Consider the following 24,448-nt stretch of genomic DNA (forward strand, 5'->3'; position numbering starts at 1 on the left):
TTTTTAGTACTCGATCTTGCCCAGTGCGGACTCGATCAAAGCCTTGGTTTGCTCGTTGTGCTTGGCCAGGTAACCCACCGCCGGCGACGAAGAGGCCGGACGCGACACCAGCAGCATCTTCTGCTTGGCGCCCAGCTGGGTGTCGAGGTGGTGACGCGAGGCGATCCAGTACCAGGCGCCCTGGTTGCGCGGTTCTTCCTGCGCCCAGACGATCTCGGTAGCCTTCGGATACTTGGCCAGTTCGGCTTGCAGGGAATCCTTCGGGAACGGATAGAGCTGTTCCAGACGGACGATGGCGATGTCCTTGATGCCCTTTTCGCGACGGGCGTTGACCAGGTCGTAGTAGACCTTGCCCGAGCAGAGGATGACGCGCTTGACCTTCTTCGGGTCGAGTTCGTCGACTTCGCCGATGACGCGCTTGAACTCGCCGTTGGCCAGTTCTTCCAGCGAAGAGCTGGCATCCTTGTGGCGCAGCAGCGACTTCGGCGACATGACGATCAGCGGCTTGCGCTGCATGCGGACAGCCTGGCGGCGCAGCATGTGGAAGACCTGGGCAGCCGAGGTCGGCATGCAGACTTCCATGTTCATCTCGGCGCACAGTTGCATGAAGCGTTCCGGACGGGCGGAGGAGTGCTCCGGCCCCTGGCCTTCGTAGCCGTGCGGCAGCAGCATGACCAGACCGCAGGCACGGCCCCACTTGGCTTCGCCGGAGGCGATGAACTGGTCGATGACGACCTGGGCGCCGTTGGCGAAGTCGCCGAACTGGCCTTCCCAGATCACCAGCTCGTACGGGTTGGCCGAGGCGTAGCCGTAGTCGAAGGCGAGCACGGCCTCTTCGGACAGCACGGAGTCGTAGCACTGGAAGCCGGCCTGCTTTTCCTGCAGGTTCTTCAGCGGGTGGTAGGTGCCGGTATCCCAGCTCGTACGGTTCTGGTCGTGGAAAGCGGCGTGGCGGTGGAAGAAGGTGCCGCGACCGACGTCCTCGCCGGAGATGCGCACGCCGTAGCCGGAAACCAGCAGCGAGGCGTAGGCCAGGTTCTCGGCCATGCCCCAGTCGACCGGCAGCTTGCCGTCGCCCATGGCGGCGCGATCCTCGACGATCTTCTTGACGCGCGAATGCAGCGTGAAGCCTTCGGGAATGGTGCTCAAGCCCTTGGCCAGGCGCTTCAGTTCCTTCATCGGCACCGTCGTGTCGCAGGTCTCGATGTAGTTCTTGGTCAGGAACGGCGTCCAGTCGATGGTGTTCGGGTGCTTGTAGCCGGCGAGAACCGGGTTGTACAGCAACTCGCCCTTGTCGAGGTGAGCGCGGTATTCGGCGATCATCGCATCCGGACCTTCGGCCGGCAGGGTGCCTTCGGCGATCAGCTTGTCGCCGTACAGCTTGCGGGTACCCGGGTGCTTGGCGATGATCTTGTACATCAGCGGCTGGGTGACCATCGGCTCGTCCTGCTCGTTGTGGCCGAGCTTGCGGTAGCAGATGATGTCGATGACGACATCCTTGCCGAAGGTCTGGCGGTATTCGACGGCCAGCTGGGTGACCAGCGCAACCGCTTCCGGATCGTCGCCATTGACGTGGAAGATCGGCGCATCGACCATCTTGAAGATGTCGGTGCAGTAATGGCCGGAGCGATAGTCGCGCGGATCGGAGGTGGTGAAGCCGACCTGGTTGTTGACCACGATGTGCAGCACGCCGCCGACGCCGTAGCCACGGGTCTGCGCGAAGTTGAGCATTTCCTGGTTGACGCCCTGACCGGCAACGGCGGCATCGCCGTGCACCAGGATGGGCATGACCTTCTGCTTGCTGCCTTCGCCGCGACGAACCTGGCGGGCATAGACGGAACCGGCAACCACCGGGTTGACGATTTCGAGGTGCGACGGGTTGAAAGCCAGCGTCAGGTGGCAGGCGCCTCCCGGGGTGGACACGTCGGACGAGAAGCCCATGTGGTACTTGACGTCGCCAGCGGAGAGATCGCTCTTCTTCTTGCCTTCGAATTCGGCGAAGAGCATGGACGGGGCCTTGCCCAGCGTGTTGACCAGGACGTTCAGGCGACCGCGGTGGGCCATGCCGACGACGACTTCATCGACGCCCAGGGCGCCGCCGGTACGAATGGCTTCGTCCATCGAGACGATCAGCGATTCGCCGCCTTCGAGCGAGAAACGCTTCTGGCCGACGTACTTGGTGTGCAGGTAGCGTTCGAGGGTCTCGGCGGCCGTCAGGCGCTCGAGAATGCGCTTCTTCTGCTCGGCATTGTAGGACGGACGCGAACGGATGCCCTCCAGGCGTTCCTGCAGCCAGCGCTTCTCGTTGTAGTCCGTCATGTACATGTACTCGACACCGACGGTGCCGCAGTACGTTTGCTTCAGGGTTTCGAGGATATCGCCCAGCTTGGCGTTTTCCGGGAGCCCCTTGAGGGAGCCGACGCTGAAGGTCTGGTTCAGGTCGGCGTCGGTGAAGCCGTAGAAAGCCGGCTCCAGTTCGTCGATCTTCGGACGGGCCAGGCGCTTGAGCGGGTCCAGGTCGGCCCAGCGGGTGCCGAGCGAGCGGTAGGCGGTCACGAGTTGGCCGACGGCGGACTGCTTCTTGTGCTCGGTCGAGGCAGAAGCCGGCGCCGCCTGGCGGAAACCGCCGTCCTTGGCCAGTTCGGCAAAGGCGGCAATCACCGGCGCATGGGCGACGTCGCGGGCGACATAACCCGGCATCTGGGCCAGGCGATCGAAATAGTCGCGCCACTCGGCCGGAACCGAGGTCGGGTCATTCAGGTAGTTTTCGTACAGCTCTTCCACGAACGGCGCATTGCCGCCGAAGAACATCGTGCTGTCGGACAATTGGTTCATCGTAGTCATAGGCATCCCCACTAGGGTTATTTTTCTTTCGTAGCTGCTTGCGTGCGGCGCTACAAATCTCCGCAGGTAAAAAAAGGGCGGCCAAGAGGCCGCCCATTTTTTTCTTTAGCCGCGTTGGGCGAGCGGTACCACGTCGCGCTTGGCGGCGCCGATGTACAGCTGACGCGGACGGCCGATCTTGTATTCCGGATCGGTCAGCATTTCTTCCCACTGCGTCATCCAGCCGACGGTGCGCGCCAGGGCGAAGATGCAGGTGAACATTTCGGTCGGGATGCCGATGGCCTTCTGGACGATGCCGGAGTAGAAGTCGACGTTCGGGTACAGCTTCTTCTCGACGAAGTACGGATCTTCCAGGGCGATCTTTTCCAGTTCCATGGCCAGCTTGAACAGACGGTCGTTTTCCAGGCCCAGTTCGCCCAGCACGTCGTTGCAGACCTTGCGCATCAGCTTGGCGCGCGGGTCGAAGTTCTTGTAGACGCGGTGACCGAAGCCCATCAGCTTGAAGGAGTCGTTCTTGTCCTTGGCGCGGTTGATGTACTCGCCGACGCGGGAAACGTCGCCGATTTCTTCCAGCATCTGCAGGCAGGCTTCGTTCGCGCCGCCGTGTGCCGGACCCCACAGACAGGCGATACCGGCAGCGATACAGGCAAACGGGTTGGCACCGGAGGAACCGGCCAGGCGGACGGTCGAGGTGGAAGCGTTCTGCTCGTGATCGGCGTGCAGCGTGAAGATGGTGTCAAGCGCGTTGACCAGAACCGGGTTCGGCTTGTACTTCTCGCACGGGTTGCCGAACATCATGCGCATGAAGTTGGCGGTGTAGTCCAGCTCGTTGTCCGGGTACATGAACGGCGCGCCGGTGTTGTACTTGTAGGCCATGGCGACGATGGTCGGCATCTTGGCAACCAGGCGGTTGAAGCTGACGTTGCGGTGCTCGGCGTCCGAGAAGTCCATCGCGTCGTGGTAGAAGGCGGACAGGGCGCCGACGACACCGGTCATGACGGCCATCGGGTGGGCGTCGCGACGGAAACCGGAGTAGAACTTGGTCAGCTGTTCGTGGACCATCGTGTGGTTCTTGATGGTCGTTTCGAAGTCGGTCTTCTGCTTGGCGTTCGGCAGTTCGCCGTTCTTCAGCAGATAGGTCACTTCGAGGAAGTTGCAGTTTTCAGCCAGTTGTTCGATCGGATAGCCGCGATACAGCAGCTCGCCCTTGTCGCCGTCAATGAAGGTGACCTTGGACTTGCAGCTGGCGGTGGAGAGGAAACCGGAGTCGTAGGTAAACAAACCGGTCTTGCCACCGAGCGTGCGAATATCGACGCAATCGTTGCCGTGCGTCGGGGACATGATCGGGAAATCGACGGGAGCCTGCCCGTCGATGTTCAAAGTTGCCTTGCGTTCGGTCGTCATGGTGTCTTCCCTTTACAGGTGTTGGTTGTCACTGCACTGCCAAAAAAAGCGGTAAACGTTCCAAAGTTAGAACATCAACCTTACTCAACTCTTACGAATCGCCGCCACGATGGGCGCGAAACGAGGATCATCGCACTCTTCCTTGCCGCTCAGCCAGTACCAGAGCTCGTGATCCTCCATATCGGCCAATTCCACGAACACCTGCTGCTGCTCGTCGGTCAGCTGGTCGAACCCGTCATCGAGAAAACGCGTCAGCGTGATGTCGAGCTCGAGCAGCGCGCGACGGATACAGCGCCAGCGAAGGCGTTCGTAGTCCGCGCGCTCCATCAGACGGCGCGACGGACCATCATGTCCTTGATCTTGCCGATGGCCTTGGTCGGGTTCAGACCCTTCGGGCACACGTCAACGCAGTTCATGATGGTGTGGCAACGGAACAGACGGTACGGGTCCTCGAGGTTGTCGAGGCGCTCGTTGGTTGCCTGGTCGCGCGTGTCGGCGATGAAACGGTAGGCGGCCAGCAGGCCGGCCGGTCCGACGAACTTGTCCGGGTTCCACCAGAACGACGGGCAGGACGTGGAGCAGCAGGCGCACAGGATGCACTCGTACAGGCCGTTCAGCTCTTCGCGATCTTCCGGCGACTGCAGACGCTCGCGCTCCGGAGCCGGATCGTTGTTGATCAGGTAGGGCTTGATCGAGTGGTACTGCTTGAAGAACTGGGTCATGTCCACGATCAGGTCGCGGATGACCGGCAGGCCGGGCAGCGGGCGCAGCACGATGGGCTGCTTCAGGCTGTCGATGTCGGTCAGGCAGGCCAGGCCGTTCTTGCCGTTGATGTTCATGGCGTCTGAACCGCAGACGCCTTCGCGGCAGGAACGACGATAGGAGATCGCGTCGTCCTTGGCCTTCAACTTGGTCAGCGCGTCCAGCAGCTTGCGGTCGGTCGGCTCGAGTTCGACCGAGATATCCTGCATGTACGGCGCGTCGTCCTTGTCCGGATCGTAGCGATAGATGCTGAATTGAACCATGCGTTTGCTCATTCTGGACTCCAATTAGTACGAGCGCGTCTTGAGCGCAACAGGCTCGACGGTCAGGGGTTGCATGTTGACCGGCTTGTAGCTGATCGAGTTATCAACCGGCGAGAACAGCGTGTGCTTCAGCCATTCCTTGTCGTTGCGGCCGTTCGGGAATTCGGCGGTATCCGGTGCGTCGTCGCGGACGTGGGCGCCGCGGGATTCCTTGCGGGCTTCCGCGGAGATCATGGTGGCCTTGGCGACCTCGATCAGGTTTTCCATTTCGAGCGCTTCGGTACGAGCCGTGTTCCAGGCTTGCGACTTGTCCTTGATCTCGAGCTGGCGGGCAGCCTTCTCGACTTCGAGGATCTTCTCGACGCCCTGCTTCAGCATGTCGCCGAAGCGGAACACGCCGGCGTGGTCCTGCATGGTGCGCTGCATGGCCAGGCGGGTTTCGTGCACATTGGCACCGCCCTTGCGGTTGTCGATGGCGGCGATACGGGCCAGCGACTTGTCGGCGGCGTCCTTCGGCAGTTCGCGATGCGCCTTGCCGGCCTTGAGGTCTTCCACGGCGGAGTCACCGGCCGACTTGCCGAAGACCAGCAGGTCGAGCAGCGAGTTGGTACCCAGGCGGTTGGCACCGTGCACCGAGGCGCAGGCGCATTCGCCGCCGGCGTAGAAGCCCGGCACGACGGCATTCATGTCGCCGTTCTGCGGCATCACGACGCGGCCGGAGTAATGGGTCGGGATACCGCCCATCTGGTAGTGGCAGGTCGGGACGACCGGCAGCGGTTCCTTCAGGCAATCGACGCCGGCGAACTGCAGGCCGATTTCGTGGATACCCGGCAGGCGCTTCATGATGGTGGCCGGATCGAGGTGGGTGATGTCGAGCAGGACGTAGTCCTTGTTGACGCCGCAGCCGCGACCTTCCTTGATTTCGGTGGCCATGGCGCGGGAAACCACGTCGCGCGACGCCAGGTCCTTGGCGTTCGGGGCGTAGCGCTCCATGAAGCGTTCCTTGCTGCTGTTACGCAGGATGCCGCCTTCGCCGCGCACGCCTTCGGTGATCAGCACGCCGGCACCGGCGACGCCGGTCGGGTGGAACTGCCAGAATTCCATGTCTTCAAGCGGGATGCCGGCACGCGCCGCCATGCCCAGGCCGTCACCGGTGTTGATGAAGGCGTTGGTCGAGGAGTAGAAGATACGGCCGGCACCGCCGGTCGCGAAGATGGTGGCGCGGGCGTGGAAGATCACGACCTGGCCGGTTTCCATTTCCATGGCGGTGACGCCGAGGACGTGGCCTTCTTCGTCGCGGATCAGGTCGAGGGCCATCCATTCGACGAAGAACTGGGTGTTGGCCTTGACGTTGCGCTGGTACATGGCGTGCAGCATGGCGTGACCGGTACGGTCAGCGGCCGCGCAGGAGCGACGCACCGGCTTTTCGCCGAAGTTGGACATGTGGCCGCCGAACGGGCGCTGGTAGATCTTGCCATTGTCGGTACGGTCGAAGGGCATGCCGTAGTGCTCGAGCTCGACGACCACTTCGTTGGCCTTCTTGCACATGAACTCGATGGCGTCCTGGTCGCCGAGCCAGTCGGAACCCTTGACGGTGTCGTACATGTGCCACGTCCAGTGGTCTTCCTCGGAGTTACCCAGGGAAGCGGCGACACCGCCCTGTGCCGCAACGGTGTGCGAACGGGTCGGAAAAACCTTGGACAGCACGGCGGTCTTCAGGCCGGCCTCGGACAATTGGATCGCGGAACGCAGACCGGCGCCACCGGCACCGACGATGACCGCATCAAACTTCAGAACAGGAATACTCACGCTTACAGCCTCCAGAGAATCGCAGCAGCCCACGCGGTGTAACCCACCAGCGCGGCAATGGTCAGAACGTGCAGGGACAGGCGCAGGCCGGTCGGCTTCACGTAATCCATCCAGATGTCACGCACGCCGATCCAGGCGTGGTAGAACAGGCTGACGAAGAAGAGGAAAGTCAGGAACTTGATGACGCCATTGGCGAAGATGCCCTGCCAGGCTTCGAAGGTGCCCGGGCGGACGACCAGCAGCACGGCGGCGATCAGCACGGAATAGACGGCCATGATGACGGCGGTGGCGCGCTGGGCGATCCAGTCCTTGAGGCCGTAATGGGCACCGACAACGATACGATTGATCACAGCAGCACCCCCCACAGGACCAGGGTCAGCGGGATGCTGACGGCGAAGACGACGGCGGCGGACTGACGGGCGGCTTCCTTCTCGATGCCGACATGCAGATCGAGCAGCAGGAAGCGGATGCCGGCGCAGAAGTGATGCACGAATGCCCAGAGCAAGCCGGCCAGGATGACCTTGACCGGCAACATGCCGGCAACGGCCTTGAAGGCGGCGAAGCTTTCAGGAGATCCCAGGCTGGCGCCGAAGAGCCAGAGCATTACCGGGAAGCAGAGGAACAATCCGATGCCGCTGACGCGGTGAAGAATTGAAACCTTGCCAGGCAACGGCAGCCTGATTGTAGTCAAGTCCAAGTTTTTTGGACGTTTCTTGATGGTCATTTCTGCCATGAACGTCATCCCTCGCGTAAAGATGCGGTTATCCGCTTGTACGTGGTTCGAAAAGAACGGTAATTATACATTCAAAACCCGGCCAAACACGCCACTCCGGGCGCTTTACGACCTAGTTCGAAAGCATGCCATCTCTCATCCCAACTCGTTCCGGTAGTAGTGATGCCGCGTGCAATACAGACCGCGACGCCACTCCACCGGTTTATTGCCATAGGTGTAGGCCGTCCGCTCCACAAGCAGCAACGGCTCACCCGTTTGAACCCCCAGCAATTCCGCACTTTGCCCATCCGCGGGCACCGCCCGCAGGCGCTCTTCGGCGTTGATCATGCGCACGCCAAACTCGCTCTCGAACAGGCTGTACAGCGACCGCTCGCCGGCGCGCAAGCCTTCGAGCGTCAGGCCGTTGAACAACTCGGCCACCAGAAAGATTTCATCAAAGACGACCGACTCGCCGCCGAAACGGAGCAGCCGCTTGACATGCACGACCCGATCGCCCGCCCTCAGGCCGAGCGCCCCGGCAACCTCGGGCGTCGCGGAGACCGTCTCGCAATAAAAGGGATCGCTTTCGGTCGGCATGACCTTGCCGCCATCGGGCACCAGGCGCAGAAAACGATAGAAGGAGCGCGGATCGCTGTGCGTGGCAACGAAGGTCCCCTTGCCCTGGCGGCGAACCAGCAAATTCTCGGCGGCCATTTCGTCAATCGCCTTGCGCACCGTTCCCTGGCTGACATTGAAGCGCACAGCCAGCTCCCCCTCACTGGGAATGGCATCCCCGGGCCCCCACTCCCCGTGCTCCAGGCTGCGGATCAGGAAATCCTTGATCTGGCGATAGAGCGGGCTGAAAGTTGGGGAAGCCATACGGGAGGCAGGACGGGAAACATCGCGAGTCATGGGCGAAATTTCAGCACATTTCGGAGGCAGCGTCCACGAAAAGTTGTCTTATATAAGACATATAAAAGAATTCATCACCCGACTGCCCCAAACATATCGAGTACACGCACCGCATCGTGCAACCTGTTCGGCATAAGGTGAGCGTAACGCTCTGTCATTTTGATCGAGGTATGACCGAGCAAATCCCGCACCTTGATCAACTCAACACCCTCAGTGACCAGCCAGCTAGCGAACGTATGGCGCAGGTCATGAATCCGGAAATCTTCGATTCCTGCTGCACGTACAGCCTTCCGGAAAAGCCAATCTAGCGCCTTGATGCGCTCTCCAAATCGATTGGCAAACACCCACTCTGAGTCATTGCCGATCAACCTACCCCGCAGCGCCTGATCTGCGCCCCGATTGATGGGGATTACACGACGACGGTTTGCTTTTGTGTTTTCCGGCCGCAGAAGAATGTAGCCGCGCTCGAGATTTACATCTGACCAACGAAGGGTCAGGAGTTCATTCTTTCGGCATCCAGTATTAAGCGCCAACCGGACAAAGTCGCCCAGGTCAGCACGAAGCTCATAAGCCTCTCGCAGCAAGGCATCAGCTTGACAGCGTTCAAGATATCGCACCCGCAATGCCGGCATCCTCAACCGGAGATGCCTTGTTGGGTTCGCCATCTGTACGCCCCACTTTCGCCGAGCATGATTGAAAGCGGCCGAAAGAACAGATAACTCCCTATTGACCGTTGTAGGCTGTATGCCGACTTCTAAGCGCTTCTGGACGTACCCATGCATGTCAGAGCCTGACAACTCAGCCACGGGCTTTGCAGGGGCATTCTCGCGGAAAGTATTGAGGACAGAAACGACCGAATAATGCGACTTGTGAGAGAAGCGAATTTCGCGACTATAACGGTCCAAAAAATCCGGAATGGTTAGGGATTGCATGACCAGCAATATTACCGGAAACCCTTGCGGCAGCGTCCATACCGCCGAATCCGTTGCAAAGTGTCCTAGTTAAGATTTTAGGCGCTCGCTCCGCTCGCGCCGCCGCTGCGGGCCTTCGGTCCTCGCGGGGCGCGGCGGAGGGCGCCATTGATCATAGGACGCACGCCGACGCTTCTATCCGCCTTCAGCAGGCAAACAGCAATGGTAAAGCTCCAACCCCTCAGCTAGACGCCCCTTTGGGGCTTTTGTTTTCCGGCAGACGCGTTCGCAGCCTGCGCCCACGGCCTAAGCCGTTTTCCTGAAGGCGCGTATCAGTACGGGCTAGATACGCCGACAAATACCACAGTCCGTCCATTCCTCAAGGGCCGGGCTACGCCCTGAAATCCTCACCCGTTCGTTTTTTCTGATGAAGCGCCGAAAAAGCCGCTGCGGCTTCCGGTTTCTCCCTTGCTCCATTCCCGGCCAGTGGTCTTTGACGGCAAGCCCATACCGATACTCAGGAAAACAACTTAACCCGAAGGAGCTAATCATGCAGGCAGCAAACAAACCGGAAAACAACAACAGCCACGAGGCCCACCCGAGCCTAGGAAAAGCACTCGAAATCGACTACCCGCAATGGGTTGTGGTGGAAAACGCAGGAACTGACGAAGAGGACATCTGGAGCGATCACTACACGTTCAAAGCCGCTCTTAAGGAACTCGAGAACTGTGGAGGCACCGAAAACGGCTTTGACATCATGAAGCGCCTCGCAACTGGCGAACTGACCACCGAATTCTAAAACCATGAGCCGCTACACACCGCGCCAGTCCGCCGAGTTCGAAGACCGTCAGGGTTGCTTCGAGTTCGGCGAGGCTTGCCGGTTTGTGGCAGCAACAGTCTTTGACGTGAAAAAAGCCATCACATCTTGGGTTAAGGGCTTTTTCGCCAAGGCCAACACGGCCAAGAAGCCGCACCAGCTTGTTTTGGAACTGGATGGCATCGCGCAGGTGCCTATGGTTTTCGTTATGTAACAGTAATTGGAAACAGATCGCCTTTCCCTCTACAATCAAACAAAAGGAGCATTGACCATGGAACTTGAAATTTACGACGCACTTCAATCGGCAGGCGTTTCCGCCGAGAAGGCCAAAAGCGCCGTTGAGTCGATCAACAAAGCTATCGACCAACGCTATGCACTGCATGCTCAACAACTAGCTACCCGCGGCGACGTAGAACAGGTCCGCGCCGACTTGGAGAAAGCCAAAGGATCACTGACCGCCGAAATTGCCCGAACCGAAGCCAACCTCGTGAAATGGCTTGTAGGGACCGCTCTAGTGACCGTGGGCACCATTGCCGCACTGATTACACGGCTTCCAATCTAACAGACCGCGAAAACGACAAAGCCGGGGGTTTCCCGGCTTTTTTTACGTCCAAATTCGCCTACCCGGCAGGGCCAAGGGCTAGCCCTTGGAACGTGATTTAAAAGCGATACAAACCTTAGATCCGATCGTGTATCACTTTTAGATTCGCTGCACTTCCAGCATGAGAACGGTTTCGTTCTGGCGGCGCTCTTTGCTTTTGCCGAAGGGCAGGCCGTAAAAGGCTTGGCTGGAATCGGTGTTTTCTTCGGATTCCAGGCCACCGATAAATACGACTTCGCCGGGTTCAACGGACAGTTCGGTTTCGGCACTGCGCTTGTTCAGGGTCGGGCTGTTCTGCACGCCCGTGATGGTCTGAACGAAGGTTGAGTATTCTTGTTTGAGCTTGACGTCAACGCGGCCCTGTCGCACTTGTGGCGTGACATCGAGAAGAACGCCGCTTGAGCGGTATTCGACGGACTGGACGGCAGCGCCGCCATTGTTTTGGGTAACGACACCACCCAACACCGGGACATCGGCACCGACCGCGAAGCGGGCCATGGAGCCGCTTTTGACTCTGACGGCGGGACGAGACAAGGATTTGAAGCGGGTATCGGTATCAAGGGCATTCAATACGGCATCAATACCGCCTATCTTGATACTGACAGTGCTATCTGAACCGGCCAGCTTGCCCCTGAGATCGATTCCGATTTTCGATTTCAGCAGCCCCCAGACCAGATCGAGCGCCGAGCCTTCACGTTGGCCTTTCTGGACTTCATAAGCAACGGCACGAATGACAACCTCACTTTGTTCGATATCTAGCTGATCGATCAGGGAGCGAAGCGCCTTTGCCTTTTCGGGTTCGACACGGGCAACCAGTACGTCAGCCGATACACGGTCAAACAATCCGGAAACGCCCTGCTCACCAGTAATCGGCATTGCACCTTGCATCATTTGACCAGGCTGATTCGCGTAGCCCTGCCCCTGTGCGGCATAGCCGTATTGGTTCATAGGGACATTGGACATTTGGCGACGACCACCGATCTGGATGCCGGGAAATGCGGCTACGAGTAGCTCCGAGAGGTAGCTAACCGAACGGAATTTAGGGCGATAGATGATCACTTCCGATTCCGGCGCTTTGGGCTTATTGATCACCACGACACCGCCGACCGACTCTGCAGCCAGACCAGACGCCTTGAGCGCATCGACGGCCAAGCGTTCGATTTGTTTCGGTTCCGATTTCGGAAAATAGACGGAGATTTTTGCGGAATCGACCGACTCATGCACGACGTAGCCGGTTTTTAAAATGTCGCCGTAGACGACCTTGGCAAAATCTTTGACCGGGATTTGGTCAAACTGGACAGCAACCGGCTCTGCTAGCGCGGAAGCGGAGAGGAGGAACGCGCAGACGATCCGGAAAATTCGGTTACCCATTGCTCACCAACTTTCAATTCATAGGATCGACGGGACAATTTGAAGGTCAGCGGGTTATCGAGCACCCGCCGCCTCTCACCGTCATCGAGATAAAAATACACATCGCCGCCCTTCTGGACGTATCCAGCTGCGCGCCATTTTTCAGAAATTTCAGGCGGTGTAGCCTTCGGTTTTTGGTCAGCGGGCAGTTGGCCGGAATCCGCTAATGGCGTGGCATTCGAGGCTTTTGATTCTGCGGTTTCAGACGTTTTTTTCTTCTCGCCCATCGAGCTTAAGAACGACCAGCTCGCGTAAAAACCGCCGACGCAGGCAATCAGCGCAAGAGGCATTCCGTAACGCCAGAATGCGCCCTTGAGCATGTTCTGACGGCCGTCGACTTGTTGCTCTTTAGCCTTTTCGTGCGAATAGGATTTATAGAGGTTGTATATCTCGGGTTTATAGCTGTACGGCCCGAGGTTCTGAATCGGCTTGCGCAGACGGCATTTGCTGTACACGTCGACCATGTACCGATTGACGCCGATTTCCTTGAGCTTGCGCGTGACGCTGCTCATTTCGATCTTGCCGCGCAGGGACTTCGCCAGTTCGGTTAGATCGGGGTCGATCACCACGAGGTCACAGGTATCGCCGCACTCATTTGAGAAGTGACGATGTTCGCGGAAGAAGTAGTAGTGGCGCGGTTTTACACGAGTTCCGACTTGCCAATAACGTGTTGCCTCATCGATCACGACAAGATCACCGCCATTGACGGTTTGCTGCTCGCACTGGGGAACCGGCTGGGCTACATCTAGCGCTTCTTCGCCGGGGAAAAATCCATCTTGCTCCGGAGCATTTCGTGAACAAGTCCGGATATGGCCAATACAGATGATCTTGCCGGCCGGCGCTTTGCTGGCAACGTATTCATAGATTTCGTCGGGCTTTAGACCTTCGATGTTGGTCAGGATGAACCGACCTTTGGCGACAGCCGGAAGAATGACGTGTTCCATGACGCCGTAGGTTTTACCGGAGCCGGGACCGCCGCCGAATGCGTTAATGGGCATGGCTTATCCAATGACCGGGATACGACGGATCAGGAAGACGACGACCGAGGCCGTGAGGACGAGCGGCAGACCGTAAGGGATTCGGGCATAGTCCAGTACCCACCAGACGCCGCCCGGGAGGACTGACAGCGCATTAGTGAGGGCTTGGCTCGACATGAAGGACGGCAGCAGGGACCAGAGCCACTCGCCCAGGAACGTTATCAGCAGGGTCAATGCCGTGAGGATCAGCCCCTTCAAAACCGCTTGACCGAGCAACCAGCCGAAGAATGAACGAAGGGCCGCAAGAATGACGGTATGCATGTTATGCCCCCAGCACAATGAAGAAGGCGACGATCACCCACAGGGCATCAAAGATCGTGGCGGCAGTTGCTCTGAATTGATCGGCGTAGGCACAGTGAGATTCGAATCGCCCGTGATAGCTGAATTCTTTCCAGTCAAAATTTATATCGGCCGTTGGGCAGATTCCGGTAAAGCCGGGGACATGCCAGCCGAGAAGGCCGATGATCTTGTTATCGTTGCCGTAGAAGGTGTCCTGAGCGCCGGACAGGGTTGGTATGCCTATGTCGGGGTTTTCTACCGCCGGGGCTTCTTTGAGAGATTCGACCGAAGTTTTGACCGTATCGAGCTTGGCAGTGATCGAGGAAGCGGCTAAAGCGGCCTCGCCCGCACGGGCGTAGTCAGTCGGGAAAACTATCGGCTGTGATCCTGCACCAGCCGTAACGGCCGCACCCGTAGCGACCGAGGGAATCGAACCGGCGCCAGTTGCCGGAGTTACAGCGCCAGCCGTAGTCGCAGCAGACGCGCTCTGAATCGTACCGGTCGCATTGTCAACGACAAGGGTTTGAGCCTTAACAGTTGATTGCGCGGAATCTTCGCTCTGCACGTAGTGACGTACATACGTTTTTGAACCGTCAGCACTGACCGAATATTCAATCATTACCGGGTTGCCGGAAGAGTTTTTGCCAGAAGCATAAACAACACCGTTCTGCACCTGAGCATAAGAGGGCAACGGATCAGCATCACCAGCCGCAGTAAAACCACCCGCCGAACGCTGTATATCCTTTTTGTTATCTGGCACAGCTTCACGCGGATTTGTGACAACACACTGCGAACCACTCGACACCGATCCAGCTGGGCACGTTTGCGTAGGCGTACCGGAATAACCGACTGTATAGCTATAGGTGAAACCACCTGCCATATTGATGGACCCGGTACAGTTAGCACCACCGCCGGAGCAGCTCACTGAACCAGTACAGTTATATTGCGGCGAACCCGACGCGCCATTTCGATTGCACGACTCAAGGTCATTCTGAAAACAAACAGAAACCGGATTGCCTCCGCAGTAGGTATAAGACGTTGAGGACGGAACCGTTCCAGGGTTTGCAGGCGGCGGCATCACCGCGTCAATAGTCGGTTTATCCGACAGCAGCGGAACACGCATAGGCGCTTCAGCGTTGTTTGGCGTGATAGCGAGCGCGGCGATAGTTCCGCCGATCATCGCAGTTCCACCAGCGGCGAGTAGATCAGCCGTAACTAAAGCACCGGCACTGTTATATGCAGCGACAGCCAGCGCGACGAGCGGAAATGCAGCATTTGCACGCTTGACAGGCACAACCACCGACAGCGCGAACCAGAGCGACAGCACAAGCGCACGGAGCCTTTTGGTTTGCATCACCAGCCCCCCGCTCTGAAGGCTTGGATAATCACGCCGGCCATGACCAGCCCCCACGCCATGAAGAAAATGTCCAGATAGTTGTTAAGTGTCATTGCTACCCCCAGCAGAAAAAAGGGCCGGACGCGCCGACCCTTCGTACTTCAAAGCGCGTTGCGATTAGGCAACGTTCTTGCCCTTCTTCGACAGCGCCCAGAAGGCCAGACCACCACCGATCAGCAGGGAAATGCCGATCAGCGCGACGATGCCAGCGGCAAGGGCGGTACCGAGGGAGCCGTAATCCAGCGCGCCGGTGAAGGCGGTGTAATCGACAGCGGCGGCATTGGCGACGCCAGCGGACAGGGTGATAGCGCCAGCGGCGATCATCGACTTCATAGCGTTGTAACGATTTTTGAACATGCTTTTTTACTCCAGAAAACCCCGGAAAATGCCGCCGGGTGCGGTTACACGGGAACCCCTCCCGAATTCAGACAACACGCCGCGATAGTCGCGACAGTGCGAAAAATTCCATCAAGCCCCTAACGAGGAAATAGAGACCGAGCGTTGGCCCCAGTACGGCGGCGAACAGAAGACCACCGTGGTTGTAGTCGTATGGCGTGTTGGCCGAGGTCATGACGCTTGCGAATTGCGCGTATTCGGTATCGGTCAGGGTATGACCGGCCACAGGTGCGGCGGCGAGCTTGGCGTTGATGGCCGTTACTGCCGATTCAAGGGCGGTGATTCTGGAAACCAAGGCGTCAATTTGAGGCTGGTAATTAACCGACGACGACGGAGGGACAGACCAGCCAGTAACGCTGGCAACCGTAGAGACATAGGTTCTACCGCCACCACTATTGCGAAACGTGAGCACAGTGCCGGGGCCGACGGCCTGATATTGACAGTCACCCGACGTGGATGCCGCTTGAACTAAAAAGGCAGAAATCACCGTCTGACAGCTGAAATCGGAGACAGTCTGAGTCCAACCAGTATCTAGCGTGATCGTGCCTGCATAGGACTTGACGGACAGGAGCAGGCAGAGAAGGACGAGGCGCTTAAACATTGCCATCCGTCCAGAATTTAGAGCTATTTACATAGCGATCCGTAGCCCACGCGTTATAGAACAGCGTGATAACGACAATCAAAATACCGACCAGCAAACCGAGAAGAAAAGGAGGCAAGAAGAGCATGTCGATATGGCTCATTTTTCGTTACTCCGTAACGGAAATCCGGTCTGCATCCAGTTTTTGTTACATAACGCAAATCGGATTAGTTCCCGCGTGATCTGGTCTTCAGTCAGGTCGAAATGCTTGGCGAAGCGCTTAATGGTCGCGGTCATGGATTCGCCGACATCGACGGATTTATGCCGTTTGCGGTAGATGGCTTGACGCTGGGCATTCGTCATTGCATTGGCTTTGCGAGGACGGCCGACCGGGCGAGTAATGCCGGGAAGCGGAAGCGTGGCATCGATGGCAGCGTTACGTTTCATCGAAACATTCCTGTTTGATAAAAAAACAAATCGCACAAAAACAAATGAAGAAGAACAAGAAAAAAATTGGTTCAAGCTCAGGAGGCAAAGCGGACATCACTGCACCCCCACCGCACCGGCTATCCAGTACGCATCGTTTTGCGTGCTGACCCAGTGATTCCAGGAGTTACCGAGGCCGATATGGAAATCGAGTAGCTCGACCGTGGATTTAATGGCTTGAGCCATGTTGTCGCCACAGACCCAGAAGCGTTGTTTTGCGGGCTGGACGAGCTGTTTGCAGTGCCAATAGCGCCGCTTTTCCGTGTTGGTATCGTCAAAGGTCTTTGACAGGTATTTGGTCAGGTAGCCGGCCAGCTTGTTGACCTTCCATTGGCGACCGGTATGGCCCCAGCGAGCCTTGTCCGGATTGGTCACATTGACCGCGCCGGGGGTTTCTTCGCCAGCGGCATCAACTGCAGCGCCGAGCGCTTTGTACCAGCACATGCGAAGATATTTGATGCGCTGGAAGCCTTTGACGGCGCAATGGATGTGGTATGCGCCACGCTCTTGTTTTTCGAGGACGGCGACGTATTGCCAGCCGGGAACCCCTTCCTGACCGCGCCAGCCTGAGCGAACCAAGCGCAGAAATCGTGTGAAGTCCGCCCTAGCTTGCTCCCGGTCAGTCTGGTTTTCACGGTAGGTCAGGGTAAATAGCCGGTCCGCTTCCATGGCTTTACAGAGCCAGCGGATGTTTTGTTTCGACCGACGCACAGCCCGGTTTAGATTGGACTGGCGGTCAAATTCGGATGCTTCTTCCTTGATTCGGACTTTGAAAGCGGCATCACGCCCAGAGCGCGAGGTTTCGCCCTGTTCCCGGCAGGCAGACGCGTAGTCCGTTCCTGTCATTGATGCATTGATCATTTCGATTTTCATCGGTTTGGCCGCTTTCAAAATCGCCTCAAATTCGCCACTTGCAAATTCGCGTAAATTGAGGTAGTAGTTTTTTTCTGATTCTTCGGGTACGATGTAGTCCATGCCTGTTCCATGAGCGATATGGGGCGGGTTAGAAAGCCTCGCAAACGTCCAATTTGCGGGGCTTTCGGCTTTTCAGGGTTAGGCTTTTGCTGCGGCCTGAGCTTGGGGTTTCGCGTCGCGACGGGTCAGGGACTTCAATTGACCACCGAGTTCTTTGGTCTGCCAATGAATGGCGAGGCCGTATTCCGCGAGGTAATCACCAGCCGGGACATCGGGCAGAGAATCCATATCCGAATTGACCGGCTTGACGGGACAAAGGGCTTCCGGGACAACGAGGACGCCCACATCAAGTTTGATTTCGCCATCTTCTTGCGTCTGATGAACGACGCACTGACAAACGCAACGCTTGGAGATACGCCCCGACTTCGGGTCTTTGTATGCCTTGCCTTCAGCGCGGAGGATTTGGACGAGAGTTTTCATTTCGGTTTCCCTTTTCGGTTACGTAACAACAATCTGCACGGGGCCACCGGCCCCGCTGGTTTACAAATTTGCCAATTCGGCTGAAAATCATTGTGTGGCTTCGCGGCCTAAGTTATGAGCTTTTGCTCATGATCAAATTCTCACATGAGGAAAATAGCATGTCAATAGCAAACGCAACTGAACAACTGAATGTCTACATCGACCGCGCAATCGATTTGCTAGGCAGCCTTACTGCCGTTGGCAACCAAATCGGACTTAGCCAGCCGCGAATGAGCCGAATCAAAAAAGGCAAGGAACACATGCCCATGATGGCAGCCGTACGACTCGCAGACCTCGTATCCGCCGACCGTTTCAACGTAATTGTTTGCGCTGAAATGGCAACGTCGAATAACGAAGACGACTACGATTTCTGGGAAGGTGTACACAACGAAATGGAGTCAAAGGACTTTCAGGAGAACCGCGAACTGGGAAAAGCCCTAGGAGCTAGCTCTTATATAAGACAGATGATGAATTGACAGGAAAACGATGAACTTCTAACATCGACAGTCTGTTGTTCCAGCTGACCACGCAAGGTAAAAACAAAGCTGGGCGCACACGAAACCCGCAAAATTTCAACCACGCTGTTTCAATACAGGAGCGATTTATGTCCAAAGCCCCCATGCGCGTTGCTGTTACCGGCGCCGCCGGCCAGATCGGTTATAGCCTGCTGTTCCGCATTGCCTCCGGCGAAATGCTCGGCAAAGACCAGCCGGTCATCCTCCAGTTGCTCGACCTGCCGCAGGCCCAGCAAGCCGTCAAGGGCGTCATGATGGAATTGGACGACTGCGCCTTCCCGCTGCTGGCCGGCATGGTTGCCACCGATGACCCGAACGTCGCCTTCAAGGACGCCGACGTCTGCTTGCTGGTTGGCGCCCGTCCGCGTACCAAGGGCATGGAACGTGCCGACCTGCTGACCGCCAACGGCGCCATCTTCACCGTCCAGGGCAAGGCCATTGCCGAGAACGCCAAGGAAGACGTCAAGGTTCTGGTCGTCGGCAACCCGTGCAACACCAACGCCTACATCGCCGCCGCCGCCGCCAAGAAGGTTGGCCGCACCAACCCGAACAACTACCACGGCATGCTCCGCCTCGACCACAACCGCGCCCTGTCGCAGCTGGCCGAGAAGACTGGCCGCGCCGTTTCTTCCTTCAAGAAGCTGGTCGTCTGGGGCAACCACTCGCCGACGATGTACGCCGACTACCGCAACTGCGAATCCAACGGCGACAACGTCAAGGCCCTGGTCAACGACCACGCCTGGAACAACGACGTCTTCCTGCCGACTGTCGGCAAGCGCGGCGCCGCCATCATCGAAGCCCGCGGCCTGTCCTCCGCCGCCTCCGCTGCCAACGCCGCCATCGACCACGTCCGCGACTGGGTTCTCGGCTCCGGCGACTGGGTCACCATGGGCGTTCCGTCCGACGGCTCCTACGGCATCCCGGCCGGCATCGTGTTCGGCTTCCCGTGCGAATGCAAGGGCGGTTCCTTCAAGATCATCCAAGGCCTGGAAATCGACGAGTACAGCCGCGAGAAGATCAACATCACCCTCAAGGAACTGACCGACGAAGCCGAAGCCGTCAAGGACATGCTCTAAGAACTGTTCTTCAGCTCTGCCAAAAACCGCAGCTTGTGCTGCGGTTTTTTTGTTCACAATGAAATATTGACAAATACGATCAATACAACAATATTAATATATCCAACTCAAACCGAGAGAAGGTCATGGGCGACATCCAATTTTCCACAGACGAAATGTTGCGCATCCGCGAACTCTCGCGCTATGGGGTGGTGTACGAGGAGAAGGAGGAAGCCTTCTGCGACATCGCCCGGATCGCGATGATGTTCACCTCCATGCCGCTCGGCGGCGTCAGCCTGGTGGACGACAACGGCGTATGGCTGAAAGGGCGGGTCGGCGTCGAACTGTCCTGCCTGGAACGCGAAGGCGCATTCTGTACCTACTCGGTCGAGTCCAGCGAAGACATGTTCATCGTGCCCGACACACAGAAGGATGGCCGCTTCCTCAACAACCCGCTGGTCGCCTCCGATCCGCACATCCGCTTTTACGCGGCGGCCAACCTGATCGGCCACCGCGGCTACAACCTGGGCACCTTGTGGGTCATGGACAGGCAACCCAGGCAACTTGACGAAAAGCAGCGCAACGCCATGCGCGCCCTGGCCGGACAGGTCGTTCGCCTGCTCGAGATGCGCTACCAGAACGCCGGAACCCACCTGCCCAATCGCGGCGCCTTCGTCAGCAACCTCCAATGCGCCCTCAACCAGCAACGCGGCAGCCAGACCTGCCGCCTGGCCAACTGCGCCCGGCACAACGCCGACAACGTGTGCCTGAGCCAGGGACGCAAGGAACCCTGCGTCGTCGGCTGCATCAAGATTCACAACCTGCACCTGATCAACACCGCCTACGGCTCCGACACCGGCCAGGAGTTGATGCGCGGACTGACCACCCGACTCGGCGACTGGGTGGACACCCACGACCTGCTCGCCCACCTCGAAAACGACGATATCGCCTTCGCGCTGTTCCGTGGCCCGCAATCCTCGGAAAACCTGCTCGAGAAACTGGTTTCCCTGCTCTCGCAGCCGATCGAGGTGCGCGGCAACCTGCTGCACATCGCCACCTCGGTCGGCGTTTCCCGCTTTCCGGAGTCCGGCCTGAATGCCTCGTCGCTGCTCGACCAGGCCGCCGCTGCCGCCAGCCGGGCCAAGGAGACGCCCCCGGCCACGGTCCTGACCTTCTTCGACAATCGCATCGTCCAGAACGTCCACAATGTCGAATTTCTCAAATCGCTGCCCGAAAACCTGAAGGAACGCCGCTTCGTGCCGTATTACCAGCCGCAAGTGGATACCGCGTCGGGGAAGCTGATCGGCTTCGAAGCGCTGGCCCGCCTGCGCAGCAAAAAGGAAGGCCTGATCGGCCCCGACCGCTTCATCCGGCCGGCCGAACAGAGCGGCCTGATTACCGAGATCGACTTCCTGGTCCTCGACCAGGTCTGCCGCGACCTGCGCTACTGGCTTGACGAGGGCCTGAGCGTCGTTCCCGTCTCGATCAACCTGTCGCGCATCACGGTGGGCACGCCGGACCTGCTGCAAACGCTGCACAACACCCTGCAGATGCATCGCATACCGACCGAGCTGATCGAGCTGGAAATCACGGAAAGCGGCTTCTGCGAAGACCCCGACCTGGTCCGCCAACGGAACCTCGAGATGCACGACATGGGATTCAAGGTCTCCATCGACGACTTCGGCACCGGGCTATCCAACCTGAGCACCCTCAGGGACCTTCGCTTCGAGCGCCTGAAGGCGGATCGGCTCTATGTGCACGGCGCGTCGACCAACATCTACGTCGGCGGAATCCTGCGCTTCATCAAAGGCATCGGCGAGGTTTTCAGCGCCGACGTCATCTGCGAGGGCATCGAGGAACAGGAAGACCTCGACTGGATCACCTCGCTTGGCTGCAGGCTTTTCCAGGGCTGGTACTTTTCCAAGGCGATCGCCCCGGAATGCATCCCCGACCTGCTCGTACGCCTCGACCAGCATTATCGTTCACGGACGAAGAAGCACACTGTTCCGCAAGCCCTGGCCGAAATCCTGCAGAGATAAATCCCGCCAAAACGGCTGCGCTATAATGGTCGCTTTCGCCGACCGTTCCCCATGCGCCACCCTAAAGCCGTCCTCTTTGCGGGCGAGAAGCCCTTCCCCATCCTGCCGGCCGTCGACCACTACGCCGGTTCGGAAAAGCTGATGCGCAAGGCGCTGCAACTGCAGAACGAACTCGGTCCGATTTTCGACATCACCTGCGATTGCGAAGATGGCGCCCATGCCGGTGCCGAGCGCGAGCATGCCGAGATGGCCGCCGCCGTGATCATGAGCGGCGACAATCGCTTCAATCGCGTCGGCGCCCGGGTGCACGATGTCACGCATGCCCACTGGCAGCAGGACATGGAGATCCTGGTCGGCACCGCCGGCAACCGCCTGCCCTTCCTCACCCTGCCCAAGCCCTGCAGTGCGGGCGACGTCCAGGTACAGATCGAAGCGCTGCGCGATATCGAACGACGCTTCGGCATCGAGCGGCGGATTCCGGTTCATGTCCTGATCGAGACGCACGGCGCCCTGCGCGAAGTGTGGGAAATCGCCGCCCTGCCCGGCGTCGAAAGCCTCGATTTCGGCCTGATGGACTTCGTTTCCGGCCACCATGGCGCGATCCCCGGTGCCGCCATGAAGAGCCCGGGCCAGTTCGACCACCCGCTGATCGCCCGGGCCAAGTGCGAAATCACGGCCGCCGCGCTGGCCAACGGCATCGTGCCGTCGCACAACGTGACGACCGAGCTCAAGGACCTCGAAACCATCCGCGACGATGCGCGGCGCGCCCGCCGCGAGTTCGGCTACCTGCGCATGTGGAGCATCCACCCCAACCAGATCGTGCCGATCGTCGAGGCCATGCGCCCCGACTTCTCCGAGGTCCAGGCCGCCGCCGAGATCCTGATCGCCGCGCAGGACAAGGACTGGGGACCAATCCAGCACGAAGGACGGCTGCACGATCGCGCCTCCTACCGCTATTACTGGGAATTGCTCGATCGCGCCCAGGTGACGGGCATGGCCATTCCCGGCGACGCGAAGACTCGTTTCTTTGCCTGAAACCCTGCCCATTCTTTTTCGCGACGAGCATATCGTCGTCATCGACAAGCCGCCCAACCTGCTTGTCCATCGCTCCGAAATCGATCGCCACGAGACGCGCTTTGCGATCCAGATCCTGCGCGACCAGATTGGCCAGCGCGTCTGGCCGGCGCACCGGCTGGACCGCGGCACATCCGGCATCCTGCTCTTCGGCCTGAATGTCGAGATGGCCGGCCTGCTCGGCCGGCAATTCGAGCAAGGCCTGGTCGACAAACGCTATTGGGCTGTCGTCCGCGGCCATCCGCCATCCGCCGGCAGCATCGACCACGCCCTGACCAGGCAGCGCGACGCCTACGAATTCCAGGGCGAACAGTGCAGCACGGAAGCGCAGAGCGCCCTGACGCACTACCGGAAACTGGCCGAGGTCGAGCTCCCCGTTGCCGTCGACCGCTACCCGACCAGCCGCTATGCGCTGCTTGAACTCGAACCGGTGACCGGCCGCCGCCACCAGATTCGCCGCCATCTCAAGCACCTCGCCCACCCGATCATCGGCGACGCCACCTACGGCAAAGGCCGCCACAACCGGTTTTTTGCCAATGCGCTGGGCTGTCGGCGCCTGCTGCTGGCCTGCGTCGGCCTCGCCTTCAACCACCCGCTCAGCGGCGAGCGGCTCCACGTGAAAAAGCCAGTATCCGGCGAGTTTGCCGAGATACTGGCTCGCTTTGGCTGGCCTGGCGCTTAATAGCCGATGGAGCCCTCGAGCTCGTTGAGATGCTTCATCTCGCGCTCCAGATCGACCATGTCCTGCCCCAGCGCATCGCGTGCCGACACCATGCCGACCGGCGCGCCATTGCGGTCGACCACCGGCACATGCCGGAAACCGCCTTCGGCCATCATGTACAGGGCGTAGGCCAGCGGCTTGTCGACGCCAATGGTCTGCGGGTCGCGCACCATGACCTGATCGACACGGGTGACATCCGGGTCGGCCCCGGCCGACAGAATCTTGTTCAACACGTCGCGCTCGGTAAAAATCCCCGCAATGCGGTCGTTATCCACCACCAGCAGGGCACCGATCTTTCTTTCGGTCATCTGGCGGCAGGCAGCGCGCACGGTCATGTCCTTGCTGGCCGTCACCAGGCTGCGGCCGTCGAGTATTTCGCTGATCATTCTTCTTTGCATGATTGTCTCCTTTGTTGTCGGTGCTGTTTCCGCAGTTCCTATCATGCAGGATGCCGCGGCGCTTGCAAAGGCTACATCGACTTTATGACAGTTATTGCAATGACCACGAAGATAATGACCATGCCGATCAGCTCGACGTTCAATGAATGTCTATCCTATTTCGGCAGTTCGTACACGACACGCACCCGGGCATCCGCCTTGGACAGCTCGATGAAGCCGATACCGCCGGGCTGCGAAAGCACCAGCCTCATCACGTCGTCCTGGCTGGCCGCCCTGACTGGCGGTTGCTGCCGGCCGGAGAAGACCTGCCTCGACCAATAGGCATTGACCTCGGACAAGTCCTTGCCGACCAGGGCGCTGTAAAAACGCGCCCGGTCCGGATGGCTGTCGACCATGTCGACCGGCTGCGCCTCGACCCCGTTGAAGAACTGCCGGGTACGCCCGAAGAAAACGTTGACCACCTCGTTCCGCGACATCGCGGCGACGCCGCTGCGCGCATTGACGACGACGACCAGCTCGGCATGCGCCGCCCCCGACTGCATCAGCAGCCAGAACATCGAGCAGAGGAGGAGCAGGCGACGTATCGGCATGGC

At 59.0% G+C, this 24,448-nt stretch carries 29 protein-coding genes; 8 read left to right on the plus strand and 21 right to left on the minus strand.

Annotated elements, in window-relative coordinates:
- Positions 1 to 3 precede the first annotated feature (3 nt).
- The 9 genes from Q0P59_RS12740 to Q0P59_RS12780 all read right to left on the minus strand — a co-directional run bounded on the left by Q0P59_RS12740 (position 4) and on the right by Q0P59_RS12780 (position 9,638).
- Positions 4 to 2,844, minus strand: coding sequence for a 2-oxoglutarate dehydrogenase E1 component (locus Q0P59_RS12740; RefSeq protein ID WP_295006837.1), 2,841 nt, complete (start codon positions 2,842 to 2,844; stop codon positions 4 to 6).
- A gap of 105 nt (positions 2,845 to 2,949) precedes the next feature.
- Positions 2,950 to 4,248, minus strand: a complete 1,299-nt coding sequence (gene gltA, locus Q0P59_RS12745) for a citrate synthase (RefSeq protein ID WP_295006838.1) — start codon at positions 4,246 to 4,248, stop codon at positions 2,950 to 2,952.
- Between the two features lie 84 nt (positions 4,249 to 4,332).
- Positions 4,333 to 4,575 carry a succinate dehydrogenase assembly factor 2 gene (locus Q0P59_RS12750; RefSeq protein WP_295006839.1) on the minus strand — a complete coding sequence of 81 codons (243 nt, stop codon included), beginning with the start codon at positions 4,573 to 4,575 and terminating at the stop codon, positions 4,333 to 4,335.
- Positions 4,575 to 5,285, minus strand: a complete 711-nt coding sequence (locus tag Q0P59_RS12755; RefSeq protein ID WP_066882612.1) for a succinate dehydrogenase iron-sulfur subunit — start codon at positions 5,283 to 5,285, stop codon at positions 4,575 to 4,577. Before Q0P59_RS12755 ends, Q0P59_RS12750 begins: the two co-directional genes overlap by 1 nt.
- 12 nt (positions 5,286 to 5,297) lie before the next feature.
- Entirely contained in the window at positions 5,298 to 7,082 is a 1,785-nt protein-coding gene (sdhA, locus tag Q0P59_RS12760) for a succinate dehydrogenase flavoprotein subunit (protein ID WP_295006840.1), read from the minus strand.
- Between the two features lie 2 nt (positions 7,083 to 7,084).
- Positions 7,085 to 7,432, minus strand: coding sequence for a succinate dehydrogenase, hydrophobic membrane anchor protein (sdhD, locus tag Q0P59_RS12765; RefSeq protein ID WP_150427861.1), 348 nt, complete (start codon positions 7,430 to 7,432; stop codon positions 7,085 to 7,087).
- Positions 7,429 to 7,815, minus strand: a complete 387-nt coding sequence (gene sdhC / locus Q0P59_RS12770; RefSeq protein WP_295006841.1) for a succinate dehydrogenase, cytochrome b556 subunit — start codon at positions 7,813 to 7,815, stop codon at positions 7,429 to 7,431. Before sdhC ends, sdhD begins: the two co-directional genes overlap by 4 nt.
- Before the next feature lie 135 nt (positions 7,816 to 7,950).
- Entirely contained in the window at positions 7,951 to 8,706 is a 756-nt protein-coding gene (locus Q0P59_RS12775) for a GntR family transcriptional regulator (protein WP_295006842.1), read from the minus strand.
- A 74-nt stretch (positions 8,707 to 8,780) separates the two neighbouring features.
- Positions 8,781 to 9,638: a site-specific integrase gene (locus tag Q0P59_RS12780; RefSeq protein ID WP_295006843.1), complete on the minus strand. Its 858-nt coding sequence runs from the start codon at positions 9,636 to 9,638 to the stop codon at positions 8,781 to 8,783.
- Between the two features lie 529 nt (positions 9,639 to 10,167).
- Between Q0P59_RS12780 and Q0P59_RS12785 the strand changes: the two genes are divergently transcribed.
- From Q0P59_RS12785 to Q0P59_RS12795, 3 genes are read left to right on the plus strand one after another with little or no spacing between them, the layout of a single operon-like run.
- On the plus strand, positions 10,168 to 10,416 hold the full coding sequence (locus Q0P59_RS12785) for a hypothetical protein (protein ID WP_295006844.1): 249 nt from the start codon (positions 10,168 to 10,170) through the stop codon (positions 10,414 to 10,416).
- A 4-nt stretch (positions 10,417 to 10,420) separates the two neighbouring features.
- Positions 10,421 to 10,648, plus strand: a complete 228-nt coding sequence (locus Q0P59_RS12790; protein WP_295006845.1) for a hypothetical protein — start codon at positions 10,421 to 10,423, stop codon at positions 10,646 to 10,648.
- 57 nt (positions 10,649 to 10,705) lie between these two features.
- Positions 10,706 to 10,996 (plus strand): hypothetical protein, encoded by a 291-nt coding sequence (locus Q0P59_RS12795; protein ID WP_295006846.1) that lies wholly within the window; start codon positions 10,706 to 10,708, stop codon positions 10,994 to 10,996.
- Between the two features lie 138 nt (positions 10,997 to 11,134).
- On the opposite strand, the gene Q0P59_RS12800 is transcribed toward Q0P59_RS12795, so the two are convergent.
- From Q0P59_RS12800 to Q0P59_RS12845, 10 genes are all read right to left on the minus strand, one after another.
- Positions 11,135 to 12,406, minus strand: coding sequence for a hypothetical protein (locus tag Q0P59_RS12800; RefSeq protein WP_295006847.1), 1,272 nt, complete (start codon positions 12,404 to 12,406; stop codon positions 11,135 to 11,137).
- Positions 12,349 to 13,443 carry a zonular occludens toxin domain-containing protein gene (locus Q0P59_RS12805; RefSeq protein WP_295006848.1) on the minus strand — a complete coding sequence of 365 codons (1,095 nt, stop codon included), beginning with the start codon at positions 13,441 to 13,443 and terminating at the stop codon, positions 12,349 to 12,351. The genes Q0P59_RS12800 and Q0P59_RS12805 overlap by 58 nt, the downstream gene beginning before the upstream one ends.
- Before the next feature lie 3 nt (positions 13,444 to 13,446).
- On the minus strand, positions 13,447 to 13,743 hold the full coding sequence (locus Q0P59_RS12810) for a hypothetical protein (protein WP_295006849.1): 297 nt from the start codon (positions 13,741 to 13,743) through the stop codon (positions 13,447 to 13,449).
- A 1-nt stretch (position 13,744) separates the two neighbouring features.
- On the minus strand, positions 13,745 to 15,118 hold the full coding sequence (locus tag Q0P59_RS12815) for a hypothetical protein (protein WP_295006850.1): 1,374 nt from the start codon (positions 15,116 to 15,118) through the stop codon (positions 13,745 to 13,747).
- 156 nt (positions 15,119 to 15,274) lie between these two features.
- Entirely contained in the window at positions 15,275 to 15,514 is a 240-nt protein-coding gene (locus Q0P59_RS12820; RefSeq protein WP_295006851.1) for a hypothetical protein, read from the minus strand.
- Between the two features lie 67 nt (positions 15,515 to 15,581).
- Positions 15,582 to 16,154 carry a hypothetical protein gene (locus tag Q0P59_RS12825; RefSeq protein ID WP_295006852.1) on the minus strand — a complete coding sequence of 191 codons (573 nt, stop codon included), beginning with the start codon at positions 16,152 to 16,154 and terminating at the stop codon, positions 15,582 to 15,584.
- Positions 16,147 to 16,296 (minus strand): hypothetical protein, encoded by a 150-nt coding sequence (locus tag Q0P59_RS12830; protein ID WP_295006853.1) that lies wholly within the window; start codon positions 16,294 to 16,296, stop codon positions 16,147 to 16,149. The genes Q0P59_RS12825 and Q0P59_RS12830 overlap by 8 nt, the downstream gene beginning before the upstream one ends.
- On the minus strand, positions 16,293 to 16,580 hold the full coding sequence (locus Q0P59_RS12835) for a hypothetical protein (RefSeq protein WP_295006854.1): 288 nt from the start codon (positions 16,578 to 16,580) through the stop codon (positions 16,293 to 16,295). Before Q0P59_RS12835 ends, Q0P59_RS12830 begins: the two co-directional genes overlap by 4 nt.
- Before the next feature lie 96 nt (positions 16,581 to 16,676).
- Entirely contained in the window at positions 16,677 to 17,594 is a 918-nt protein-coding gene (locus tag Q0P59_RS12840) for a hypothetical protein (RefSeq protein ID WP_295006855.1), read from the minus strand.
- Between the two features lie 78 nt (positions 17,595 to 17,672).
- Positions 17,673 to 18,014, minus strand: coding sequence for a hypothetical protein (locus tag Q0P59_RS12845; RefSeq protein ID WP_295006856.1), 342 nt, complete (start codon positions 18,012 to 18,014; stop codon positions 17,673 to 17,675).
- Positions 18,015 to 18,172: 158 nt separating this feature from the next.
- Between Q0P59_RS12845 and Q0P59_RS12850 the strand changes: the two genes are divergently transcribed.
- The 5 genes from Q0P59_RS12850 (at position 18,173) to Q0P59_RS12870 (ending at position 23,418) form a co-directional block, all read left to right on the plus strand.
- A complete protein-coding gene (locus tag Q0P59_RS12850; protein WP_295006857.1) occupies positions 18,173 to 18,529 on the plus strand; it encodes a hypothetical protein in 357 nt (118 codons plus the stop codon).
- A gap of 128 nt (positions 18,530 to 18,657) precedes the next feature.
- A complete protein-coding gene (locus Q0P59_RS12855) occupies positions 18,658 to 19,644 on the plus strand; it encodes a malate dehydrogenase (RefSeq protein WP_295006858.1) in 987 nt (328 codons plus the stop codon).
- A 125-nt stretch (positions 19,645 to 19,769) separates the two neighbouring features.
- The gene (locus Q0P59_RS12860; RefSeq protein WP_295006859.1) at positions 19,770 to 21,662 is read left to right on the plus strand and encodes an EAL domain-containing protein; all 1,893 of its coding nucleotides are present in this window, start codon (positions 19,770 to 19,772) and stop codon (positions 21,660 to 21,662) included.
- Positions 21,663 to 21,713: 51 nt separating this feature from the next.
- Positions 21,714 to 22,697 carry an aldolase/citrate lyase family protein gene (locus tag Q0P59_RS12865; protein ID WP_295006860.1) on the plus strand — a complete coding sequence of 328 codons (984 nt, stop codon included), beginning with the start codon at positions 21,714 to 21,716 and terminating at the stop codon, positions 22,695 to 22,697.
- A complete protein-coding gene (locus tag Q0P59_RS12870; RefSeq protein WP_295006861.1) occupies positions 22,690 to 23,418 on the plus strand; it encodes a tRNA pseudouridine(65) synthase TruC in 729 nt (242 codons plus the stop codon). The genes Q0P59_RS12865 and Q0P59_RS12870 overlap by 8 nt, the downstream gene beginning before the upstream one ends.
- On the opposite strand, the gene Q0P59_RS12875 is transcribed toward Q0P59_RS12870, so the two are convergent.
- Both Q0P59_RS12875 and Q0P59_RS12880 read right to left on the minus strand, forming a co-directional pair.
- On the minus strand, positions 23,415 to 23,855 hold the full coding sequence (locus Q0P59_RS12875; protein ID WP_295006862.1) for a CBS domain-containing protein: 441 nt from the start codon (positions 23,853 to 23,855) through the stop codon (positions 23,415 to 23,417). The genes Q0P59_RS12870 and Q0P59_RS12875 overlap by 4 nt on opposite strands.
- 155 nt (positions 23,856 to 24,010) lie before the next feature.
- Positions 24,011 to 24,445, minus strand: a complete 435-nt coding sequence (locus Q0P59_RS12880; protein ID WP_295006863.1) for a hypothetical protein — start codon at positions 24,443 to 24,445, stop codon at positions 24,011 to 24,013.
- Between the last annotated feature and the right edge of the window lie 3 nt (positions 24,446 to 24,448).

It is taken from the genome of uncultured Dechloromonas sp. (assembly GCF_945957265.1).
Classification (GTDB): domain Bacteria; phylum Pseudomonadota; class Gammaproteobacteria; order Burkholderiales; family Rhodocyclaceae; genus Azonexus.

Bases quoted from the DNA above. Each gene is read 5' to 3' on its own strand.
- Q0P59_RS12880 (WP_295006863.1), bottom strand. From the start codon at position 24,445: ATGCCGATACGTCGCCTGCTCCTCCTCTGCTCGATGTTCTGGCTGCTG.
- sdhC (WP_295006841.1), bottom strand. From the start codon at position 7,815: ATGGCAGAAATGACCATCAAGAAACGTCCAAAAAACTTGGACTTGACT.
- Q0P59_RS12740 (WP_295006837.1), bottom strand. From the start codon at position 2,844: ATGACTACGATGAACCAATTGTCCGACAGCACGATGTTCTTCGGCGGC.
- Q0P59_RS12795 (WP_295006846.1), top strand. From the start codon at position 10,706: ATGGAACTTGAAATTTACGACGCACTTCAATCGGCAGGCGTTTCCGCC.
- Q0P59_RS12830 (WP_295006853.1), bottom strand. From the start codon at position 16,296: ATGAGCCATATCGACATGCTCTTCTTGCCTCCTTTTCTTCTCGGTTTG.
- Q0P59_RS12750 (WP_295006839.1), bottom strand. From the start codon at position 4,575: ATGGAGCGCGCGGACTACGAACGCCTTCGCTGGCGCTGTATCCGTCGC.
- Q0P59_RS12805 (WP_295006848.1), bottom strand. From the start codon at position 13,443: ATGCCCATTAACGCATTCGGCGGCGGTCCCGGCTCCGGTAAAACCTAC.
- Q0P59_RS12785 (WP_295006844.1), top strand. From the start codon at position 10,168: ATGCAGGCAGCAAACAAACCGGAAAACAACAACAGCCACGAGGCCCAC.
- Q0P59_RS12850 (WP_295006857.1), top strand. From the start codon at position 18,173: ATGTCAATAGCAAACGCAACTGAACAACTGAATGTCTACATCGACCGC.
- Q0P59_RS12875 (WP_295006862.1), bottom strand. From the start codon at position 23,855: ATGCAAAGAAGAATGATCAGCGAAATACTCGACGGCCGCAGCCTGGTG.
- Q0P59_RS12845 (WP_295006856.1), bottom strand. From the start codon at position 18,014: ATGAAAACTCTCGTCCAAATCCTCCGCGCTGAAGGCAAGGCATACAAA.
- Q0P59_RS12855 (WP_295006858.1), top strand. From the start codon at position 18,658: ATGTCCAAAGCCCCCATGCGCGTTGCTGTTACCGGCGCCGCCGGCCAG.
- Q0P59_RS12790 (WP_295006845.1), top strand. From the start codon at position 10,421: ATGAGCCGCTACACACCGCGCCAGTCCGCCGAGTTCGAAGACCGTCAG.
- Q0P59_RS12800 (WP_295006847.1), bottom strand. From the start codon at position 12,406: ATGGGTAACCGAATTTTCCGGATCGTCTGCGCGTTCCTCCTCTCCGCT.
- gltA (WP_295006838.1), bottom strand. From the start codon at position 4,248: ATGACGACCGAACGCAAGGCAACTTTGAACATCGACGGGCAGGCTCCC.
- Q0P59_RS12865 (WP_295006860.1), top strand. From the start codon at position 21,714: ATGCGCCACCCTAAAGCCGTCCTCTTTGCGGGCGAGAAGCCCTTCCCC.
- Q0P59_RS12780 (WP_295006843.1), bottom strand. From the start codon at position 9,638: ATGCAATCCCTAACCATTCCGGATTTTTTGGACCGTTATAGTCGCGAA.
- Q0P59_RS12835 (WP_295006854.1), bottom strand. From the start codon at position 16,580: ATGAAACGTAACGCTGCCATCGATGCCACGCTTCCGCTTCCCGGCATT.
- Q0P59_RS12825 (WP_295006852.1), bottom strand. From the start codon at position 16,154: ATGTTTAAGCGCCTCGTCCTTCTCTGCCTGCTCCTGTCCGTCAAGTCC.
- Q0P59_RS12775 (WP_295006842.1), bottom strand. From the start codon at position 8,706: ATGACTCGCGATGTTTCCCGTCCTGCCTCCCGTATGGCTTCCCCAACT.
- Q0P59_RS12860 (WP_295006859.1), top strand. From the start codon at position 19,770: ATGGGCGACATCCAATTTTCCACAGACGAAATGTTGCGCATCCGCGAA.
- Q0P59_RS12755 (WP_066882612.1), bottom strand. From the start codon at position 5,285: ATGAGCAAACGCATGGTTCAATTCAGCATCTATCGCTACGATCCGGAC.
- Q0P59_RS12820 (WP_295006851.1), bottom strand. From the start codon at position 15,514: ATGTTCAAAAATCGTTACAACGCTATGAAGTCGATGATCGCCGCTGGC.
- Q0P59_RS12840 (WP_295006855.1), bottom strand. From the start codon at position 17,594: ATGGACTACATCGTACCCGAAGAATCAGAAAAAAACTACTACCTCAAT.
- Q0P59_RS12810 (WP_295006849.1), bottom strand. From the start codon at position 13,743: ATGCATACCGTCATTCTTGCGGCCCTTCGTTCATTCTTCGGCTGGTTG.